Source organism: Ruegeria sp. YTSC004 (assembly GCF_059609805.1).
Window position 1 is genome coordinate 457,678 of sequence record NZ_JBXWMJ010000002.1, and the last position, 19,357, is coordinate 477,034.

The 19,357-nt window shown below is 58.6% G+C and carries 20 protein-coding genes; 16 read left to right on the forward strand and 4 right to left on the reverse strand.

Annotated features, from left to right (window positions below; genetic code table 11):
• Window positions 1-84 precede the first annotated feature (84 nt).
• From AC2FFP_RS05935 to AC2FFP_RS05950, 4 genes are all read left to right on the forward strand, one after another.
• The gene (locus AC2FFP_RS05935) at window positions 85-1,908 is read left to right on the forward strand and encodes a DUF294 nucleotidyltransferase-like domain-containing protein (protein WP_496766662.1); all 1,824 of its coding nucleotides are present in this window, start codon (window positions 85-87) and stop codon (window positions 1,906-1,908) included.
• Between the two features lie 24 nt (window positions 1,909-1,932).
• A complete protein-coding gene (locus AC2FFP_RS05940; protein WP_496766664.1) occupies window positions 1,933-2,451 on the forward strand; it encodes a hypothetical protein in 519 nt (172 codons plus the stop codon).
• Between the two features lies 1 nt (window position 2,452).
• Window positions 2,453-3,865 (forward strand): 3'-5' exonuclease, encoded by a 1,413-nt coding sequence (locus tag AC2FFP_RS05945; RefSeq protein ID WP_496843966.1) that lies wholly within the window; start codon window positions 2,453-2,455, stop codon window positions 3,863-3,865.
• Window positions 3,866-3,954: 89 nt separating this feature from the next.
• Window positions 3,955-4,455, forward strand: coding sequence for a flavin reductase family protein (locus AC2FFP_RS05950; RefSeq protein WP_496766669.1), 501 nt, complete (start codon window positions 3,955-3,957; stop codon window positions 4,453-4,455).
• Between the two features lie 3 nt (window positions 4,456-4,458).
• Here AC2FFP_RS05950 and AC2FFP_RS05955 read toward each other — a convergent pair whose 3' ends face one another.
• Genes AC2FFP_RS05955 through AC2FFP_RS05965 form a run of 3 tightly spaced genes read right to left on the reverse strand, consistent with a single transcriptional unit; the run spans window position 4,459 to window position 6,691 of the window.
• The gene (locus AC2FFP_RS05955) at window positions 4,459-4,938 is read right to left on the reverse strand and encodes a DUF6505 family protein (RefSeq protein WP_496766671.1); all 480 of its coding nucleotides are present in this window, start codon (window positions 4,936-4,938) and stop codon (window positions 4,459-4,461) included.
• Window positions 4,938-5,633, reverse strand: coding sequence for a biotin/lipoate--protein ligase family protein (locus AC2FFP_RS05960; RefSeq protein WP_496766673.1), 696 nt, complete (start codon window positions 5,631-5,633; stop codon window positions 4,938-4,940). The genes AC2FFP_RS05955 and AC2FFP_RS05960 overlap by 1 nt, the downstream gene beginning before the upstream one ends.
• Window positions 5,630-6,691, reverse strand: coding sequence for an Mrp/NBP35 family ATP-binding protein (locus AC2FFP_RS05965; protein WP_496766675.1), 1,062 nt, complete (start codon window positions 6,689-6,691; stop codon window positions 5,630-5,632). Before AC2FFP_RS05965 ends, AC2FFP_RS05960 begins: the two co-directional genes overlap by 4 nt.
• A gap of 132 nt (window positions 6,692-6,823) precedes the next feature.
• Between AC2FFP_RS05965 and AC2FFP_RS05970 the strand changes: the two genes are divergently transcribed.
• Complete coding sequence (locus tag AC2FFP_RS05970; protein ID WP_496766677.1) at window positions 6,824-7,552, forward strand: c-type cytochrome; 729 nt, start codon at window positions 6,824-6,826, stop codon at window positions 7,550-7,552.
• Here AC2FFP_RS05970 and AC2FFP_RS05975 read toward each other — a convergent pair.
• A complete protein-coding gene (locus AC2FFP_RS05975; protein WP_496880807.1) occupies window positions 7,546-9,498 on the reverse strand; it encodes a 4Fe-4S binding protein in 1,953 nt (650 codons plus the stop codon). The genes AC2FFP_RS05970 and AC2FFP_RS05975 overlap by 7 nt on opposite strands.
• A 263-nt stretch (window positions 9,499-9,761) precedes the next feature.
• Between AC2FFP_RS05975 and AC2FFP_RS05980 the strand changes: the two genes are divergently transcribed.
• The 11 genes from AC2FFP_RS05980 (at window position 9,762) to AC2FFP_RS06030 (ending at window position 19,356) form a co-directional block, all read left to right on the forward strand.
• Window positions 9,762-10,316 (forward strand): DUF3305 domain-containing protein, encoded by a 555-nt coding sequence (locus tag AC2FFP_RS05980; RefSeq protein WP_496843969.1) that lies wholly within the window; start codon window positions 9,762-9,764, stop codon window positions 10,314-10,316.
• Window positions 10,313-10,897 carry a DUF3306 domain-containing protein gene (locus AC2FFP_RS05985; RefSeq protein ID WP_496843971.1) on the forward strand — a complete coding sequence of 195 codons (585 nt, stop codon included), beginning with the start codon at window positions 10,313-10,315 and terminating at the stop codon, window positions 10,895-10,897. Before AC2FFP_RS05980 ends, AC2FFP_RS05985 begins: the two co-directional genes overlap by 4 nt.
• A 4-nt stretch (window positions 10,898-10,901) precedes the next feature.
• Window positions 10,902-11,513, forward strand: coding sequence for a TorD/DmsD family molecular chaperone (locus AC2FFP_RS05990; protein ID WP_496766684.1), 612 nt, complete (start codon window positions 10,902-10,904; stop codon window positions 11,511-11,513).
• Window positions 11,514-11,574: 61 nt separating this feature from the next.
• Window positions 11,575-11,763 carry a ubiquinol-cytochrome c reductase iron-sulfur subunit N-terminal domain-containing protein gene (locus AC2FFP_RS05995; RefSeq protein ID WP_058273834.1) on the forward strand — a complete coding sequence of 63 codons (189 nt, stop codon included), beginning with the start codon at window positions 11,575-11,577 and terminating at the stop codon, window positions 11,761-11,763.
• Between the two features lie 128 nt (window positions 11,764-11,891).
• Window positions 11,892-14,786 (forward strand): formate dehydrogenase subunit alpha, encoded by a 2,895-nt coding sequence (locus AC2FFP_RS06000; protein WP_496880808.1) that lies wholly within the window; start codon window positions 11,892-11,894, stop codon window positions 14,784-14,786.
• An 11-nt stretch (window positions 14,787-14,797) separates the two neighbouring features.
• Window positions 14,798-15,391 carry a formate dehydrogenase FDH3 subunit beta gene (gene fdh3B / locus AC2FFP_RS06005; protein ID WP_058273836.1) on the forward strand — a complete coding sequence of 198 codons (594 nt, stop codon included), beginning with the start codon at window positions 14,798-14,800 and terminating at the stop codon, window positions 15,389-15,391.
• Between the two features lie 111 nt (window positions 15,392-15,502).
• Entirely contained in the window at window positions 15,503-15,853 is a 351-nt protein-coding gene (locus AC2FFP_RS06010; protein ID WP_496733019.1) for a putative quinol monooxygenase, read from the forward strand.
• A 27-nt stretch (window positions 15,854-15,880) separates the two neighbouring features.
• Window positions 15,881-17,080 (forward strand): formate dehydrogenase subunit gamma, encoded by a 1,200-nt coding sequence (locus AC2FFP_RS06015; protein ID WP_496766688.1) that lies wholly within the window; start codon window positions 15,881-15,883, stop codon window positions 17,078-17,080.
• A complete protein-coding gene (locus AC2FFP_RS06020) occupies window positions 17,081-18,343 on the forward strand; it encodes a c-type cytochrome (RefSeq protein WP_496880809.1) in 1,263 nt (420 codons plus the stop codon).
• Window positions 18,344-18,357: 14 nt separating this feature from the next.
• Window positions 18,358-18,483 (forward strand): hypothetical protein, encoded by a 126-nt coding sequence (locus tag AC2FFP_RS06025; RefSeq protein WP_496722340.1) that lies wholly within the window; start codon window positions 18,358-18,360, stop codon window positions 18,481-18,483.
• On the forward strand, window positions 18,484-19,356 hold the full coding sequence (locus tag AC2FFP_RS06030; RefSeq protein WP_496766693.1) for a substrate-binding domain-containing protein: 873 nt from the start codon (window positions 18,484-18,486) through the stop codon (window positions 19,354-19,356). It abuts the gene before it with no gap.
• The last annotated feature ends 1 nt before the right edge of the window (window position 19,357 follow it).

A 19,357-nucleotide genomic window follows, 5' to 3' on the forward strand; every position in this document is an offset into this window, starting at 1 on the left:
TCCTGTGCCGCGTCTTTCGATCAACTTTTCCCGTCCGGCACTCCACCGGGCGGGATTTTTAAACCAGAAACCAAGGAGTGATTGATGCCCCTGTCCCATGACCAGATCACCCGGTTTCTAAAGTCCGTACATCCCTATGATGCCCTGCCCCCGGAAACGTTGGATCAGGTCGCAAAGCAGATCGAGGTATGGGAGGTCGACGAGGACTTTCCCGTATACGAATTGGGGCACACCCTGCCCGGCGTCTTTGTGATCTACGAGGGGCAAGTTGAGATTACCGATGAGAACGACGCTGTCGTGTCCCATCTTGGTCTGCGAAACTCGTTCGGAGAGCGCGGCCTGCTAAAGGACGGCAAGGCCGCGACTAAAGCGCGGGCGCATACGCCATCCGTGTTGCTGGTTTTGCCCCCCGACCTGGTGCGTCAACTTATAGATGGCCACGACGTCGTTTCGAAATTCTTCAATCGGACCCGATCGAACCGGTCCGGTCCGCAAAGCCTGGCCACCAGCGCCATCGACGTTCTGATGGCACATAACCCTACGACGTGTCCGCCAGGCACACCGGTTCAGGAAGCCGCCCGGATGATGCGCGACAAGCACATTTCTTCGCTTTGTGTCACCGAGGCGGATGACCTTCTGGGCATCGCCACACTGCGCGACATCTCAGGTAAATTCGTGGCCAATGGCATGCCTGCCGACACGGCGATCTCAGCGATTATGACGGCAAACCCGATCACCCTATCACCTTCGGATATTGGCTCGGACGTTCTGCATGTGATGATGGAACGCGGGATCGGCCACATTCCGGTCAGCGAGGGGGGTCGTCTGGTCGGTATCGTGACGCAGACGGATCTGACCCACTATCAGGCGGTTAACTCGGCAGAGTTGGTCCGCAGGATTGTACAAGCGGACACGGCAGATAAAATGGCGGCGGTGACCGCTGAAATCCCGCAACTGCTGGTGCAATTGGTTGCAGCCGGAAACAGGCATGAAATCGTAACCCGCCTGATCACCGATATCGCAGATACGGCGACCCGTCGCCTGCTTAAACTGGCCGAAGACAAACTGGGACCCCCACCCGTTCCCTACCTGTGGCTGGCTTGCGGATCACAGGGGCGGCAGGAGCAGACCGGCGTATCCGATCAGGACAATTGCCTGATGCTGGATGACAGCGTTTCGGACGCGGATATGGGCTACTTCGCAAAGCTGGCAAAATTCGTCTCGGATGGGCTGGATGTTTGTGGTTATTTCTATTGCCCTGGCGACATGATGGCCACTAACCCGCGCTGGTGTCAGCCCGTCCGTGTCTGGCGCGAGTACTTCAACGGCTGGATCGCCAAACCGAACCCCGAGGCACAGATGCTGGCTTCGGTCATGTTCGACCTGCGTCCGATTGGCGGGGCCTTTCACCTGTTCGACGATCTGCAGGCCGAGACTTTGGCAGCCGCCAACGCAAATTCGATCTTTGTCGCGCATATGATCTCGAACTCGCTAAAACACACGCCTCCGCTGGGTCTGTTGCGCGGGATTGCAACCATTCGGTCGGGTGAGCATCGCAACACGCTGGATCTCAAACATAATGGCGTGGTCCCCGTCGTTGACCTTGCACGGATCTACAGCCTTCAAGGGCAACTTACCGAAGCCAATACCAGAGCACGCCTGAACGCCGCCGCATCAAGCGGTATCCTCAGTACCTCCGGGGCGCGGGATTTGCTGGATGCCTATGATCTGATTGCAGAAACCCGGCTTGAACATCAGGTCAGGCTTGTGAAGAGTGATCGGAAACCCGACAATTTCCTTCCGCCCTCGGACCTGTCGGATTTTGAGCGAAGTCATCTTCGGGATGCGTTCGTTGTGGTAAAAACCATGCAATCGGCAGTTGGTCACGGCAAGGGAATGCTGGGCTAAAGCGGCAGACACACGGAGAGATACATGTTTCTGGAACTGATCGGCACTATTTTTGCAGGCTTTGCTTTTGCCGGCATCGTAATGGTTCTAAACAAATTGACGGGTGGCCGCCTGCCCCGCTGGATGACACCCGTTGCCGCAGGTCTCGGTATGATCGGTATGACGATCACCAGCGAGTATTCCTGGTACGACCGCACCCGCGATACCCTTCCCGAAGGTATGACCGTCATTCAAGAGGTCGAAAGCCGCGCCTTCTATCGCCCCTGGACCTATGCCGTGCCTTTCGTGGACCGCTTTGCCGCCATTGATGCCGGTTCCGTGCGCACCAATGAACAGGTTCCCGAACAACGGTTGGTGGAACTGTATCTCTTTGGTCGCTGGGCCCCGGTCTCAAAACTACCTGTAGCGGTCAATTGCAAAGAGTTCAGCCGCGCCAATCTTGCGGATGGGGCAGAATTCGCGGATGACGGGCGGCTGCTGAACGCCGACTGGATCGACGTCACCTCCAGTGACCCAATTGTCGAGGCAACCTGCGGAGTGTGACATGCTGAACCGGTTAAGCCTGCGTCTGCGCATTTTCCTGTTCTTCTGCCTGCTGGCCATTGGCGCTCTGACCGTCAGCTCTCTGGCACTGTGGATCAGCTATCGGCGCGTTGCTGATCCTGACTTGGTCGACGCGTTCATCTTTGCCGAAATCCTGATGGGTTTTGGCTTTCTGGCTTTGACTGCGGCGGTTTGGTTATTGTTCGACGACAATGTTGCAAAGCCAATCGAACGGATATCCGCCCAACTCAGGGCGCGCGCGCATGCCGGGGTCAGCACGGAATTGGACGCGCAGGCTGCGCGGTATCTGGGTGATCTGGCACCAGCCGCGGCCGGGCTAGCGGACCAGCTGTCCGGCAAAACACTGGACGTGGCGCAGGCCGTGGCCGAGGAAACCGCGCACCTGGCGGCAGAGAAACAACGTCTGACGGCCCTTCTGACCGAAATCCCAGTTGCGATGCTGTTGGCCGGCCCTACCCACAAGATCGTTTTGTATGATGGTCAGGCTGCAGAGGTGCTTGCACAGATTGCGCATCCCCGGCTGAATGCTTCGTTGCTGGAATATCTGAAGTCTGATCCGTTGGAAGAAGCTCATGCCAAGTTGGTGAAGACCGGGCTAGAGGTCGCCTGTACACTGACCAGTGTTGATGGTGCCCAGAGTTACAGGGCGCGCATGAAACCCTTGGGCAACGCACCCGGGTATATGCTGGTTTTTGAGGACAGTGCTGCAAACATCGAGCCCGAGGCTGCGCGACCCTTGGTCTATGACTTCGACTTGCTGAACACGTCCACGGACGAGGCCATCGACAACCTTGCCCTGCGGGACTTGTGCTTTGTCGTGTTTGACACCGAAACCACTGGACTACTGCCCCACAAGGACGAAATTGTTCAGATCGGGGCCGTGCGGGTTGTCAACGGGCGGATCGTGGAAGGAGAACAACTGGACATGCTGGTTGATCCCGGCATCCCGATCCCGCCGGCCTCGACCAAGGTGCACAAGATCAGTGATCATATGGTTCAGGGTGCGGCGGGCATTGCCGAGGCCGGGCGGGTGCTGCATCAGTTTGCCCGCGATGCAGTGATCGTGGCCCATAACGCGCCATTCGACATGGCGTTTCTACGGCGGCATGCCAAACGCATGGATGTCGATTGGGATCACCCCATTCTGGATACAGTTCTGTTGTCCGCCGTGCTGTTCGGGGCAAGTGATAAACACACGCTGGACGCCCTGTGCGAACGGTTGGACATCACCATCCCCGAACAACTGCGCCATACCGCTTTGGGTGATGCGGTTGCTACCGCCCAAGCGCTGGTCAAAATGCTACCGATGCTGCAGGCGCGCGGCATGACAACCTTTGGCCTGGTCGTTGAGGCAACGCGCCAACATGGTCGTCTGTTGGAAGACCTGAACTAGTTCGGAAAACACGCATACCGGACGCAGCTTTTCATGGACAAACCCCGCGCGTCGTGGCACCTGAGGCACGGCCACGGGATGAGCGCGCAATGACGGAAAAACAATTCACTCCAACCCCGGATCGAAGCACCGCTTTCCGTGAAGCGTTGGGGTGTTTCGGAACCGGTGTGACGGTGATCACCACGAACACCGATCAGGGCCCTCGGGCCATCACGGTCAACTCATTCGCGTCGGTATCGCTAGACCCGCCCCTCGTCTTGTGGTGCTTGGCCAAAGACTCCAACCGGTTCGACGATTTCAACGCCAGCCGACACTATTCAATCCACGTGATGGGGCAGGATCAGCAAGAACAGGCCCTGCGCTTTGCCCGCGACGGCAAGGATTTTTCGCACGCGGAATGGGCCCACGACACTGCGCGCCGACCGCAATTATCCGGTTGTCTGGCCCGGTTCGATTGTCAGGTGCACGCACAACACGATGCGGGGGATCACCTGATCATTGTTGGCGAGGTTCAAAAGGTCATGTACCGCACCGGCAAAGGTTTGATCTTTAAGCGCGGTCAATTTGGCGGCTTTGCGGATCTAATCTGACGGTTATTCGTCCAACGACCCATGTACGGCCAGAGCCTCTAGCTGAGTCTCTTGCGGCGTGATCACACGGAAAGCCTCACGCACTCCGGCGTCTGAAAGCTCACGCGAGACGGTCAGCAGCGTGTTTGGGTTATGCTCATCACACAGCTCGGACATGTGGGCGATCTCGACCCGGGCGACGTCCATGGCGGCCTCGACCGACGGTGCCCCGTAAAGCTGTACAAAGTGTTCAGCAAGGCTCTGCGCGATCTGATCCAGCTCGGCCTGTTCCACCTGCGTGACCGCGACGAATGTCACCCGCCCAAAGGTTTCCACACCCAACCAACCATTCGCAAAAGCCTGACGCGCCTTGCCTTCAAGATCGCCTTCGCCCCAATTTGAGAACTCGAATCCGCCCGAAATGCACCATTCCCCGGTTCGCGCCGGGGAGTGGAACACATTCATGTCGCTTTCGTCGAAATGGATTGCGCGCGCTAGTTTCATCATCCGTTCTCCAACAATTCCGTCAGCGGGCGAAGCTGTGTATCTGAACCTTGCCGGATCAGCATGCCGAACCGTTCATCCGTTCCAAGAAACACACCCGTTTCACCAATGGGCTCTCCGACACCGCGCAGCAGGCCTATCCATTCTCCGTGCACAGGCGCGTTGCCGTCCTCTTGCCAGCGGTTCAGCCATGTCATCATGTGCCGCGACCAGCTTTCGACAAGCTGCGTCGCTGCGACATCCGCGCATCCTTCGTCGTAAAGGGCGGTGATATCAGGGTTTTCGCCCGGTGCCTGACTGGTTTGCAGCAGCGTCAAATCCCATCCGACGATCAGCCAATCCGGTTCCGCTTCTGGATCTGTATCCGAAGCTGCCACGCGGAACATCCCGCATTTCGCCCCGTTTACACAGATCAACCCGTCCCAGCCCAGATGAACCGCGACCTCAGGCGGGGCCAGCGCGCCCAGCGCGTTCTGAAACCCTACGGCACAGAGGGGCAGCATTGCCATCGCTTCGCTCAAGACAACCTCGGGGGCAAAAACGATGGCCACACGCAGACGATCGGCCTGAATGTTATAGACCACGGTACCGGCATCACAGCCCAGCGCGGCCATGGCCTGCGCGCGCTCGAACGGGTCTTCCCCACCCTGCACCGGGTGGCCCGTCAGCAATGGGGGAAAGACCGGCTCGCTCATGCGTTGCCCTTGGCAATCATGCCGCGCGCAATTTGGCGGAACGCTTCGGCTTGCGGACTGTCGGGCTTGCTGACCACGATCGGTGCACCGCCATCAGCGGCAACGCGGATATCCAGATGCAGCGGGATTTCACCCAGCAAGGGAACGCTCAGCGCCTCTGCCTCGGACTTTACGCCGCCATGGCCGAACACGTGCTCTTCATGGCCGCAGTTCGAGCAGATATGCGTCGACATATTCTCAATCATCCCAAGGATGGGCGTCTTGAGCTGGTTGAACATGTCGATCCCCTTGCGGGCATCGATCAGGGCCACGTCCTGTGGGGTCGAAACAACAATGGCGCCGTCCACGTTGAACTTCTGGCTCAACGTCAACTGCACGTCACCGGTGCCGGGCGGCAAGTCGACGATCAGCACATCCAGAGCGCCCCATTGCACCTGACCCATCATCTGTTGCAGCGCGCCCATCAGCATCGGGCCACGCCAGACAACGGCCTGACCTTCATTGGTCATCAGACCCATCGACATCATGGTGACGCCGTGGTTGCGCAATGGCAGGATCGTTTTGCCGTCAGGGCTGGCCGGGCGGCCAGAAACACCCAGCATCCGGGGCTGCGACGGGCCATAAACATCCGCATCCAGCAGACCCACGCGTCGCCCTTCGGCTGCCAATGCACAAGCGAGGTTGGCGGAAACGGTGGACTTGCCAACGCCACCCTTACCCGAAGCCACAGCAATAATTCTGTCCACACCCGGCACGGCCTGCGGTCCGGTCTGCGAAGGTTTCGGCTTGGGCTTCAGATCCGGCGGTGCTTTTTCGGAATGTGCGGTCAGCATCGCGGAAACTGTCGAAACACCATCGACCAGTTTCGCGGCCTGTTCGGCAGCGGCGCGGACGGGCTCCATACGCTCAGCCTGCTTGGGGTCGATCTCCAGCACAAAGCGCACTGTATCCCCTTCAACGTTCAGCGCGCGGACGACACCGGCGCTGACGATGTCCTGTCCAGAAACCGGATCGGTGATCTTTCTCAGGTTTGCAAGAACTGCGTCACGAACACTCATGCGTCATTCTCCTTTTGGAACCCGGTGGTCAGGGCTCTGCGTATCGACAAGCTGTGGTTGCCGTTCATTGCACGTGTCTCCGTCTCATTCAGTTCATTTGACGCATTTGGTGCCGTGCCGTTAGGCTGAGGCATGCGCTTTGTCCTCTTGTGCCTGAGCCTGACGCTCTCTGCCACCCCCTCTTGGTCGCAAGAGGCGATTGGTCTTGCCGCGCCGGACGAGGTTGCTGACTCAGGTCTGCTGCAACATATCCTTCCTCGCTTTTCTCTCAAGACCGGGATCCGGGTTATTGCAGATGATGCCGGCGTTTTGGTGCTGGAAACCGCGCCTCCGGGTGATCCTGTGTTTGCGCGCGACGGTGTGATCTATCACCTTCGGATCGAAGAGGACGTCAAACATGAGCGATTCCGCGACTGGCTGCTGTCCGATATCGGAAAACGGACGGTTGAAAGCTATGCGCCAGAGCAAGGCGCGCCCTTCTCGGCCAGCTTCGACATTGCAGCCGTGGAAACCGAAACAGTGATCGACGGCGATACGCTGCGCGGCGAGGAACTGTCGATGACCCATTGCGGCCGGTGCCATGTGATCGGGCCCAAGAACCGGATGAATGGTCTGGGTTCGACCCCCTCTTTCGCGGTGCTGCGCGCCATGCCGGACTGGTCAGAACGGTTCGAGGCGTTCTTCGCCCTCAACCCGCACCCCTCGTTCACACAGATTGACGGGCTGACACCTCCGTTTGATCCACAGCGTCCATCGCCCATATATCCTGTCGAAATGACGTTGGACGATCTGGAAGCCATCCTTGCCTTTGTCTCGGTTATTACCGCAGCGGACTTGGGTGCACCGTTAAAGCTTCAGTGATCCTTTCGTTTTAAGAAATAATCCTCGGTCGTGACGACACGAGGTTTCGGGTTAGACTGGAACGGGTTGTCCTGTTGCTGGAACTGAGCGTTCACGCGGCAATTGTCACACATCTGGATCATCCGCGCCTTGTCCGAGGTGGCAAACATCGGATGTGTACCCGCAAGCTTTTCCATGATCCGTTCCACGGTGGACTTAACTCCGAACAATGCCCCGCATTCTACACAAGCAAACGGCTCCTCTTCATTCAGCACCTGCTGGGACAGGGCTGCATCGCTCAGGTCAAGCTGCGGGACAAGAGCAATCGCATCCTCCGGGCAGATGCCTTTGCACAACCCACATTGCAAACAGGCGTCTTGCTGGAAGTTCAATTGCGGCTTGTCCGGGTTATCGATCAAAGCACCCGACGGGCACAGCGACACACAGCTGAGGCACAAAGTACAGGCATCCGTGTTGACAGCGATCGCCCCATAGGGCGCGTTTTCCGGCAAGGCCAGCGGCTTTTCAGCTTTGGGGTTCAGTGCCTGCGCAGCCAAACGGGCGATCTGGCGGCGGTTACCCAATGGCAATACCGGGTCGGCCAAAGGCTGAGGGACATCTTGCGCATAAAGGACATCAGACAGCGCATCCGGGTCGGCCTCATCCAACAACCCCAGGGCATTCGCCCCCGCTATTGCCTGTGCCAAGGCCAGTTCACTGTCCAACGCATCGCGCTCGGTCGTTGGGGATAGCAAGACGTCCACTCGCGCGAAACCATGCGCCAAAGCAGCCAGCATCTCGGCATGGCCAAAGCCTGAAATCACACTCAGTTCCAGTGGGACCACATCGGCAGGCAAGCCACGTCCAAAACGGGCGGCCAATCGGATCATTTCGGCCCCGTGGGCATTATGCACCAACAAGCGTGGCGCGGCTCCACCAGCACGGCGGTAGGTGCGCGCCAGGATGTGCATCCGCGACAGCAACGCCGAAACCGGCGGATCTTCGTAGGTGATCGCAGTTGACGGACAAACCGCCGCGCATTCACCGCACCCGGCGCAGATCATGGGGTCGATTTCCACATGCTCACCGGCAGGTTTGATCGCACCGGTCGGGCAGATGTCCAGACAGTTCGTGCAAGCGACCTGTTCGGCCCGTGAATGGGCACACAGCGTTTCTTCCATCCGCACGTAAAGCGGCTTTTCGAACGTGCCGACCAATTGAACCGCCTCAAACGCCAACCGTTCGACGGACAATGGATCTTTGGGATCAGCCCGCAGATAGCCTTCGCGCTTGCCCGGTGCCTGAACCAAGGGTGTGTCGCCGGTCAGGTCCAGAACGATGTCACAGCCCGATTGTGCCCTGTCACGTGCCTCTGTCCACATAAAAGCTCCGCGACCGCCGGGCTCAAGCTGCTGAAACGCGTCAAGCTGCAGGGTAAACCCACCCAATGCACCGTTCAGCGATTTGATGCGCCCACGCACCACGTCGAACGCGCGCGAAAAGGGCGCAGCCTCATCTGTAACAAGCACCGTAACCGCCAGTGTAACGGCCAGTTTTTCAGCAAGAGCAAATGCAACGTCGCCGGGACCGATGATCAGGCATGTGCCTTCGCTATAGACGTCTACGCTGGGCGTCACCGGCTGCGGCAACAAGGCTTCGGCGGCCAGGGCAGCCATCTTGGGGGCCGCATCCGCGCCCTCATCAGACCACCCGGCCCTGTCACGAAGATCAACAAAGCCCGGGGCGTCCACATTCAGTTCTTCGGCCAGGGCCTGAAACACTTCCTGCTCTTGTCCGCAGGCAATGATGGTGTCCCCCTGTTGTATCTCCGCGGCCGCCGCTTCCAACTCTCGCGTGCAAAGCGCTGTGAAAACCTTGGAACATTCCATCTCGCAGGCCGAACCGATCTTGTCGGAATTCAGAGGTTGAGACCCGGCGCAATCGCATAACAGTAATTTGGTGCCCATGATCCTCCCCCGGATACTTCTCCACCTCCTTGCATCGCAGGCTGTATCCCCGTTGCTGGAATGTAAACCCTTTGGGACAGCAGGCCATTTGGCCGCGGAAACCCCATTCTTTACAATAAACAAAGGTGTCCGCTTGCGAGGATCACTATTTTGCTACCAGCCATTACGACTAAGGTCGTACGACGCGGGCTTGGCACCTGAGCGCTTTGTGTACCATAGTGGACCCCAGGGAAGGCATGGGAGAGCCTTCCGGGGAGGAGCCAGTGGCCAAGGCCGCAAGCCAGGTTGAAATGCCAATCGGCGTCGTCGTGCGCAAAACACCCGGTGTAACCCGCTGGGCGAAATGGAACTGGCGCGCTATCGCCGTGCTGCCCGGTGCCGGGCCTGCGGACTGGCACGAAATGCGGCGCGAAGGCGAGGCCATCGAGTACCACGCAGCGACCCTGCCTCTAACGCTTTGGGCGGACGAGACCGAAGCCTATATGGTGAACCTGTCGGACGGCCAGCCGTCGATCTACCTTGTCCTTCGTGATGCGCTGGATGGCGAAAGGCCGATGGATGCGGTGCTGGTAACGGCGTCGCCCTTCGAAGGTCAGGACTATGCCGATACCGGTGAAGAGATCGTTGAGAAAATTCCGATGACCGATGGGTTGATCGCCTGGGTGCGCGACTTCGCTTTGGAGCATCATAGCGACGAAGTCTTCGTGAAACGCCGCCGGGACAAAAAGCGGATCGATTTGGTCGAGGACGGCAAGGGCGATGCACGCATCCGGCAAGAGTCAGACGTGTACCGCGCCCCGCGGAGGATCGTGCAGTGACCCAAGCTCGCGATTTCTGGTCCCGCCGCAAAGCGGCAGTACAGGCGGAAGCCGAGGCCGAGGTCATCGCGGTTGAAGAACAGGCCATTGCCGCCCAACACGCCGAACTGCAACACAAATCCGATGCCGAGATACTGGCCGAGTTTAATCTGCCCGACCCTGACGAATTGCAGGCGGGCGATGATGTCTCGGGCTTTATGGCCAAGGCGGTGCCTGACCGTCTGCGCCGTCGTGCCTTGCGACGGCTGTGGCGACTAAACCCGGTTCTGGCCAATGTCGATGGCCTTGTGGACTACGGCGAGGATTATACCGACGCCGCCTGCGTGATCGAAAACATTCAGACCGCATATCAGGTTGGCAAAGGTATGCTTGCACATGTCGAGGCGCTGGCGGCTGAGGCCGAAGACATCGAAGCGGACGAGGCATTTGAATTGGATGAACCGCAGGAAGAACCCGTGGCACCCTCAGAACCCGCGCCAGAGCCCGTTGTGATAGTTAAGGCTGAAATAACATCGGACGCGTCGGAGGATGCAGAAATCACCCCTGCCCCACGCCGCATGAAATTTGAATTCGAAGGATAACCTGATGACCGCAAGTGAAGCGCAACAGATGAATGTCACGACAGAGGATCGTATGCGCGCGGATTTCTACAACTTTCTGGGGCTGCTTCTGTCTGCGCCGCCTGATCAGATGCTGCTGGATCAAGTTTCCGGTCTGACTGGCGATGAAACCGATCTTGGACAGGCCATTCAGGCCATGGCCCGCGTCGCCAAAGTGACCAAGCCCGCCGCTGCGGAACGCGAATTCAACGCGCTGTTCATCGGGTTGGGACGCGGCGAGCTGCTACCTTACGCCAGTTTCTACCTCACTGGATTCCTGAATGAGAAACCTCTGGCGCAACTGCGCAACGACATGGCGATGCGCGGCATTACCCGAGCCCGGAATGTTTTTGAACCGGAAGACAACATCGCTTCATTGATGGAGATGATGGCGGGCATGATCGTTGGTCGCTTCGGCGCAGCTGCATCTTTGGAGGACCAGAGGGCATTCTGGAACAAACATGTCGGCCCTTGGGCCATGCATTTCTATTCGGATTTGGAAGGCGCCGAAAACTCGGTTCTCTATGCCTCGATCGGCACAGCCGGTCGGGTCTTCATGGAGATCGAGCGCGAAGCCTTCCGAATGACGGCAGCGTGAACCGCTGTCACTCGCCGGCGCCCCAAGGGGTGCTAACTCGCAAATGGGAGAGGAGAAACCCATGAGCAAGACCAAGGAAGAAGGCGCAACGCGCCGCGACTTCCTCAAATTGGCTGGAACCGCAGCACCCGCTGCCGTTGCTGCCGCCAGCCTGAGCGGAAAAGCCGAGGCAGCCGAGCTGCCTACGGACGAGAACCGCATTCAGGACACCGCGCACACGCGCGCATACTTGAAAAGCGCACGCTTCTAGCGCGACGACAGCGCCCGGTTCTAACCCGGACGAGGTCACACCCGACTGACGGTTGCGATTGGCCCTGACGTCGGCACCAGCAGTACCAAGCCAGCCGTGGCTCACACGGCGCGCAAGGGAGGAAAGAAATGCTTAGGAAAAAGACCAACGGGGTTGCGAGACGCTCCCAGCGGACAAGTATCCTGTCCCAGGTCGGCGAGAAAACCGTCGATCGCCGCGCATTCCTGCGTGGCTCGGGCCTGACGATCGGCGGCCTTGCCGCGATCAGCGCCACGGGTGGAACCGTGACGCCAGCCAGTGCCCAGACAGCGGCCAATCAGGCCGTCGAAAACATCAAGTCCATATGCACCCACTGCTCGGTCGGCTGTACCGTCGTCGCCGAAGTGCAGAACGGCGTCTGGATCGGGCAAGAGCCCGGTTGGGATAGCCCGTTCAATCTGGGTGGACATTGCGCCAAGGGGGCCGCAGTTCGCGAGCACGCCCATGGCGAGCGTCGCCTCAAGTATCCGATGAAGAAGGAAGGCGGCGAGTGGAAGCGCATCAGCTGGGAAGAGGCGATCAACGAGATCGGCGACGGCATGATGAGCATCCGCGAGGAATCCGGTCCAGACAGCGTCTATTGGCTGGGTTCTGCGAAGCATAACAACGAACAGGCCTATCTGTTCCGCAAATTCGCCGCCTATTGGGGCACGAACAACGTGGACCATCAGGCCCGTATTTGCCACTCAACCACGGTTGCAGGTGTCGCGAACACATGGGGCTATGGCGCCATGACCAATTCGTACAATGACATCCATAACTCTCGGGCCATCTTCATCATCGGCGGCAACCCGGCCGAGGCGCACCCTGTCTCGCTGCTGCACGTTCTGCGCGCGAAAGAGCAGAACAACGCGCCGCTGATCGTCTGCGACCCGCGCTTTACGCGCACCGCGGCGCATGCGGATGAATATGTCCGCTTCCGCCCCGGTACAGACGTTGCTTTGGTCTGGGGTATTCTGTGGCACATCTTCGACAATGGATGGGAGGACAAAGAATTCATCCGCACCCGTGTCTGGGGCATGGATCAGATCCGTGAAGAGGTTGCCAAGTGGAACCCGGAAGAGGTCGAGCGCGTCACCGGCACCCCCGGTTCGCAGCTGAAGCGTGTTGCGCGCACCATGGCCAACAACCGTCCTGGTACGGTGATCTGGTGTATGGGTGGTACGCAGCACACCAATGGTAATAACAACACCCGCGCCTACTGCGTGTTGCAGCTTGCGCTTGGCAACATGGGCACCTCGGGTGGTGGCACCAACATCTTCCGCGGCCATGACAATGTTCAGGGCGCAACGGACCTTGGTGTTCTGTCCCACACCCTGCCCGGCTATTATGGCCTGTCAAAAGGTGCATGGGGTCACTGGGCACGTGTCTGGGGTGAAGAGCCCGAATGGCTGGCGGGCCAGTTCGCCACGATCAAGGACAAGGAAGGCAAGGACAAACCGCTTCAGAACGAACGCGGCATCCCTGTTTCCCGCTGGATCGACGGTGTTCTGGAAGACCCGGCAAACATGGATCAGGACAACAATGTCCGCGCCATGGTGCTGTGGGGCCACGCGCCCAACTCGCAGACCCGGATGACGGAAATGAAGACGGCGATGGAGAAGCTGGACATGCTGGTCGTGATCGACCCGTATCCTACAGTTTCCGCCGTTTTGCATGACCGTACCGATGGTGTCTACCTGTTGCCCGCCTGTACGCAATTCGAAACCCGCGGCTCGGTCACGGCATCGAACCGCTCGCTGCAGTGGCGTGACAAGGTGGTGGAACCGCTGTTCGAAAGTCTGCCAGACGAGGTCATCATGGCCAAGTTCGCCAACAAGTTCGGCTGGGCGGACCGTCTGTTCCGAAACATCGAAATGGACGACCCGGAAACACCGAATGTTGAAAGCATCACACGTGAGTTCAACTCGGGCCTCTGGACCATCGGTTACACCGGTCAGTCACCGGAACGTCTGAAAAGTCACATGGCCAACCAGCACACGTTCGACAGAACCACGCTGCAGGCCATTGGTGGACCCAACGACGGCGAGTATTACGGTCTACCCTGGCCTTGCTGGGGAACGGCTGAGATGGGTCATACGGGGACACCAAACCTCTATGACATGTCCAAACCGGTGGCCGAAGGCGGCCTGACCTTCCGCGCCCGTTTCGGCGTGGAACGCGATGGTGACAACCTGCTGGCCGAAGGGGTTTATAGTGTCGGGTCGGAAATTCAGGACGGATACCCTGAATTTACGATGCAGATGCTGATGGACCTTGGCTGGGATGGCGATCTAACCGCCGAAGAACGCGCGGCCATAGACGCCGTTGCGGGACCAGAAACCAACTGGAAGACCGACCTGTCCGGCGGCATCCAGCGGGTTGCGATCGAGCATGGCTGTGCGCCCTTCGGGAACGCCAAAGCCCGCGCGGTTGTCTGGACCTTCCCGGATCCGATCCCAATCCATCGTGAGCCGCTTTATACGCCACGTCGCGATCTGGTAGAGGACTATCCGACCTACGAGGACCGTCAGGCCTATCGCCTACCCACGCTTTATGCATCGATCCAAAAGAACGACTTTTCAAAGGATTATCCGATAATCCTGACGTCTGGTCGTCTGGTCGAGTATGAGGGCGGCGGTGATGAGTCACGGTCAAACCCGTGGCTGGCCGAGCTGCAACAGGACATGTTCGTCGAGATCAATCCGCGCGATGCCAACAATCTGGGCATTCGTGACGGGGCACAGGTCTGGGTCGAAGGTCCCGAGGGCGGCAAGGTCAAGGTGATGGCGATGCTGACCAACAGGGTCGGTGCCGGCGTGGCCTTCATGCCGTTCCACTTTGGTGGCCATTTTCAGGGTGAAGACCAGCGGAATAAATACCCTGCTGGTGCCGACCCCTATGTCTTGGGTGAAAGTTCCAACACCGCCCAGACTTATGGCTATGATTCAGTGACCCAGATGCAAGAGACCAAGTGTACTCTCTGCAAGATCTCGACAGCGTAAGGAGAACGATAATGGCTAGAGCAAAGTTTCTCTGCGACGCTGAACGCTGCATCGAGTGCAACGCCTGCGTAACCGCGTGTAAGAACGAGCACGAGGTGCCGTGGGGCATCAACCGCCGCAGGGTGGTGACGATCAATGATGGCAACCCGGGCGAACGCTCGATCTCGGTGGCCTGTATGCATTGTTCGGATGCGCCTTGCATGGCGGTGTGCCCGGTCGACTGCTTCTATCAGAACGAGGAAGGCGTCGTCCTGCACTCCAAGGACCTGTGCATTGGCTGTGGCTATTGCTTCTATGCGTGCCCCTTCGGTGCGCCGCAATACCCGCAGGCGGGCAACTTCGGATCACGTGGCAAGATGGACAAATGTACCTTCTGCGCCGGTGGTCCCGAAGAAAACAACTCGACCGCAGAGTTCGCAAAATATGGTCGCAACCGGATCGCCGAGGGCAAACTGCCCATCTGCGCCGAGATGTGTTCCACAAAGGCCCTGCTCGCCGGCGACGGTGATGTTGTGTCCGCCATCTACCGTGAGCGCGTCGTGGCGCGCGGGTTTGGCTCGGGCGCATGGGGTTGGGGCACAGCCTACGATCAGAAAGACGGATAAATCCGTCTGACAAGAAAAGACGGTCCCGTGTTCATCCACGGGACCGTCACAGCGCGACCAAAGGGATTTGGTCGAGCTTAGGTTGCATGTCCAATCTGCGCGGAGCATTTCATGACCGAAGATATTTACTGGCTGCTGAAACTTGAGTTGCAGGCCGATCAGGATGCTGCATTTGATGCGCTGATGGCGGAAATGGTGGATGCGACACTGAACGAAAGTGGTGCGAAATCTTATGAGTGGCATCGTACAGGGTCGACTGTTCACATCTATGAACGCTACGCCAGTTCAGATGACGCAATGATCCATATGCAGAACTTCGGAGCGAATTTTGCCGACCGTTTTCTGGCAATTCTCACCCCCACCACGTTAGAGGTTTACGGACCAGCAAAAGATGACCTGCGCGATACCCTGACACCCGTAGGAGCAGTTTTTCACGAACAAGTCGGCGGCTTTGACCGATAACCCCGTACGACACAGGAGATTCGATAGATGCGCCTGATCCAAATGCTGCTGATACCACTTTTCCTTGCCAGTTTTGCCTGGGCACAGGAAAACACTGAAGTTCCTGCAGAATCTGACCGCAGCGCCACAGGCGGTGCAACCACTCTGCAAGATATCATGGCCCGTCAGCGTGGTGAAAAGGTCGACAACAGCTATCGGTCCGAAAACACCGGCCAAGGCAATGCCGAAGGCTTGCTTGGACAGCTTGGAACGCGCGGTGTGACCTCGGACAGCGATGTCTATCGCGCACTTCGCTACGGTTTGGCGGATGTGACCGTGTCATCTCATGGACCGGCCGCGACTGTACTGATCCAGGACGGCGGCATGTGGTGGCTGAACTTCCGCACCGGCCCTTTGCGTGAATACGGATCTTACATCATCGGCGGTATGCTTGTACTGTTGCTGCTGTTTTTCCTGATCCGCGGAAAGATCAGGATTGATGGTGAAAAGACCGGGCGGAAGATTCTGCGTTTCAACGGGATTGAGCGGTTTGGGCATTGGCTGTTTGCCGGGTCCTTCCTGATCCTGGGCATTACCGGCCTGCTGACCTTGTATGGCCGTGATTTCCTGATCCCCGTTTTCGGCAAAGAGGGGTTTGCGACGATCGCTCAAGGCTGCAAATGGCTGCACAACAACCTGGCTTGGGCCTTTATGCTGGGGCTGATTATCGTGACCGTGAACTGGATTTCTCACAACATCCCGAACCGCACCGACCTGAAATGGCTCGCTGCCGGTGGGGGGTTATTCACCAAAGGCAGCCACCCACCCGCCAAAAAATTTAACGCCGGGCAAAAGATCATATTCTGGCTTTGCATTCTGCTGGGCGTCTCGATCAGCCTGTCCGGTCTGTCGTTGCTGTTCCCATTTGAAATGCCACTGTTTGCCAAGACTTTCTCGATCGCGAATTCGACCGGTATTCCGCAGATGCTTGGGCTGAACCTGCCCGTGCAGATGTCCCCGCAGGAAGAGATGCAATACGCCCAGATCTGGCATGTCATGGTCGCCTATGCGTTCATCGCGATCATACTGGCCCACATCTATTTGGGATCAGTCGGTATGGAGGGCGCGTTTGACGCTATGGGAACCGGAGAGGTGGAAGAGCAATGGGCGCGCGAGCATCACTCGTTGTGGCTGGAAGAGGTGCAGGCAAAAGAGGCCAGCGAAGGGGCGGCCTCGCCCGCAGAATAAATGCGCAAGTTGGTTCTGGCTCTGGCGTTGATGCCCCTGCCCGCAATGGCCGAGTTCTTTACGCTCAAGGGTCACGGCGGACCCATCATGGGGATCGCCACAGCACCAGACGGCCGGATTGCTACCGCCAGTTTTGACAATTCGGTCGGTGTGTGGACGGATCAGTCCCCAAAATGGCTGGAAGGCCACGAAGCGGCTGTCAATTCCGTCGTTTTCAACGGCACCGCGATCTATTCGGCAGGAGATGACTTCACTCTTCGCCGGTGGCCCGGAGGTCAGGTTGTAGGTCAGCACAAAGGCAAGATCGTGGGCGTGGCCGCATCCAAAACTCACGTTGCAACGGCCAGTTGGGACGGAACAATCGGCCTATGGCCGGTTGACGGTTCGGCATCGTCGATCCTGGGTCCCACTGGCAGTGGCATAAACGCCGTCGAATTCTCGACCGATGGTTCCCAGCTCTATTCCGCAGGCATCGACGGGTCATTGCGCATATGGGACGTCGCCAGCGGGCAGGAAACCAATCGGTTCGTGGAACATGGCTTTGGTATCAACGAACTGGTGCTGAACGAGCAGGACAACTGGATTGCTTATGGCGCAGTCGACGGTGTTACCCGCATCCTTGACCTGACAACCGGTGATGAGCGTGATTTCACCTTGGAACGCCGACCGATCCTTGCCCTAGCGCTCAGCCCGGATCGCAGCATGCTGGCTGTCGGAGATGGCGAAGGCTATATCATGGTAATCGACACGGTCGAATGGCGCATCGCGCAGGACTTCAGGGCCACCCTACGCGGTCCGGTCTGGGCGCTGGCCTTTTCGCCTGATGGACAGAACCTGCATGCCGGCGGCATTGACGAGGCCATGTATAGCTGGCCGGTAGCCGCGCTTAGCGATCAGGAACAGATGGCCGCGACAGAACCCAGCTTTCTCAAAAACCCTGAGGAAATGGAAAACGGAGAACGCCAGTTTGCCCGCAAATGTTCGATCTGCCATAGCCTGACCCCAATTGGTCAGCGCCGCGCAGGTCCAACGCTACATGGTGTGTTCGGGCGCAAGGCCGGCACGCTTACGGGATATTTTTATTCGGACACGCTGCAAGACTCTGATATCATTTGGAATGAAGAAACGATAAACGCTCTGTTTGACGAAGGGCCGGACCATTACATTCCGGGGTCGAAGATGCCGATGCAACGGATCACCGAACCTAGGGACAGGGACGATCTTATCGCCTTTCTACGCCGCGCCACGGCGCCAGAAAACTGAGCCGGAGGAGACCTATGAAAGCCTTTCTAGCTGCTGTCGCCGTAATGGCGGTGATTACTGTCGCCGCGCCTTATACGCTGCAACAGATCGGTTTCAGTGCTGCGGATGCCGGCACCAGCTCGGCTGTGCGTCTCGACTGAATGTCCGAATATCTGACCACCAAGGAACTGGCCGATCTGCTGCGCATTGGCGAACGGAAGGCCTATGACCTGGCCTCATCGGGTGAGGTGCCTTGCGTGCGTGCCATGGGCAAACTGCTGTTCCCGCGGGCCGAGGTGATTGCATGGCTGAACGCCTCGCGATCCGGCCCGGAAGTGGCCGAACCGCCCCTTCCCCCGATTGTCGCTGGCAGTCACGATCCGCTGCTGGACTGGGCGCTGCGCGAAAGTGGTTCGGGGCTGGCGACCTATTATGATGGCTCGTTCGACGGGCTGACCCGTCTGAAAGACCGCAACGCGCAGGCGGCAGCGCTGCACATTCATGAGGATGGCGGGTTCAACACCCAGACCCTGAAAGACGCTTTGGGTGAGGCCCCGGTCGTTCTGTTCGAAATCGCGCAGCGGCAGCGTGGGTTGCTGCTGGCACCGGGCACGTCGGATATTCAGGGTTTTGCGCAGCTAAAAGGCCGACGTGTCATCCTGCGTCAGGACAGCGCGGCCAGCCAACGGTTGTTCGACGCACAGCTTGAGGCCCACGAAATAACCCGCAACGATCTGGAAACCCTGCCCACCTGCGCCCGCACAGAAGAAGAGTTGGCCATTGCCCTGCATGACAACAAGGCCGAGGTCGGGTTCGGACTAGGCGCATTGGCTGGGCTGTACGATCTGGGATTTGTTCCCACGCATACCGAACGCCTGGACCTGGCGATTTGGCGTCGGGCCTATTTTGATGACCCGATGCTGAAGTTGCTCAGCTTTGTGCAGTCCGAGCGGTTCCTGACCCGCGCCAATGAGTTTGGTGGTTACGACCTGTCCGGTCTGGGAACGATCCACCATAATGGCGCCAGCGGGTGAT

What these genes read in the sequence shown, in the direction of transcription:
- AC2FFP_RS05940 (WP_496766664.1), top strand. Translation starts at nt 1,933, where the DNA reads ATGTTTCTGGAACTGATCGGCACTATTTTTGCAGGCTTTGCTTTTGCC.
- AC2FFP_RS05955 (WP_496766671.1), bottom strand. Translation starts at nt 4,938, where the DNA reads ATGAAACTAGCGCGCGCAATCCATTTCGACGAAAGCGACATGAATGTG.
- fdh3B (WP_058273836.1), top strand. Translation starts at nt 14,798, where the DNA reads ATGGCTAGAGCAAAGTTTCTCTGCGACGCTGAACGCTGCATCGAGTGC.
- AC2FFP_RS05935 (WP_496766662.1), top strand. Translation starts at nt 85, where the DNA reads ATGCCCCTGTCCCATGACCAGATCACCCGGTTTCTAAAGTCCGTACAT.
- AC2FFP_RS06030 (WP_496766693.1), top strand. Translation starts at nt 18,484, where the DNA reads ATGTCCGAATATCTGACCACCAAGGAACTGGCCGATCTGCTGCGCATT.
- AC2FFP_RS06010 (WP_496733019.1), top strand. Translation starts at nt 15,503, where the DNA reads ATGACCGAAGATATTTACTGGCTGCTGAAACTTGAGTTGCAGGCCGAT.
- AC2FFP_RS06025 (WP_496722340.1), top strand. Translation starts at nt 18,358, where the DNA reads ATGAAAGCCTTTCTAGCTGCTGTCGCCGTAATGGCGGTGATTACTGTC.
- AC2FFP_RS06015 (WP_496766688.1), top strand. Translation starts at nt 15,881, where the DNA reads ATGCGCCTGATCCAAATGCTGCTGATACCACTTTTCCTTGCCAGTTTT.
- AC2FFP_RS05950 (WP_496766669.1), top strand. Translation starts at nt 3,955, where the DNA reads ATGACGGAAAAACAATTCACTCCAACCCCGGATCGAAGCACCGCTTTC.
- AC2FFP_RS05975 (WP_496880807.1), bottom strand. Translation starts at nt 9,498, where the DNA reads ATGGGCACCAAATTACTGTTATGCGATTGCGCCGGGTCTCAACCTCTG.
- AC2FFP_RS05995 (WP_058273834.1), top strand. Translation starts at nt 11,575, where the DNA reads ATGAGCAAGACCAAGGAAGAAGGCGCAACGCGCCGCGACTTCCTCAAA.
- AC2FFP_RS05960 (WP_496766673.1), bottom strand. Translation starts at nt 5,633, where the DNA reads ATGAGCGAGCCGGTCTTTCCCCCATTGCTGACGGGCCACCCGGTGCAG.
- AC2FFP_RS06020 (WP_496880809.1), top strand. Translation starts at nt 17,081, where the DNA reads ATGCGCAAGTTGGTTCTGGCTCTGGCGTTGATGCCCCTGCCCGCAATG.
- AC2FFP_RS05965 (WP_496766675.1), bottom strand. Translation starts at nt 6,691, where the DNA reads ATGAGTGTTCGTGACGCAGTTCTTGCAAACCTGAGAAAGATCACCGAT.
- AC2FFP_RS05945 (WP_496843966.1), top strand. Translation starts at nt 2,453, where the DNA reads ATGCTGAACCGGTTAAGCCTGCGTCTGCGCATTTTCCTGTTCTTCTGC.
- AC2FFP_RS05990 (WP_496766684.1), top strand. Translation starts at nt 10,902, where the DNA reads ATGACCGCAAGTGAAGCGCAACAGATGAATGTCACGACAGAGGATCGT.
- AC2FFP_RS05970 (WP_496766677.1), top strand. Translation starts at nt 6,824, where the DNA reads ATGCGCTTTGTCCTCTTGTGCCTGAGCCTGACGCTCTCTGCCACCCCC.
- AC2FFP_RS06000 (WP_496880808.1), top strand. Translation starts at nt 11,892, where the DNA reads ATGCTTAGGAAAAAGACCAACGGGGTTGCGAGACGCTCCCAGCGGACA.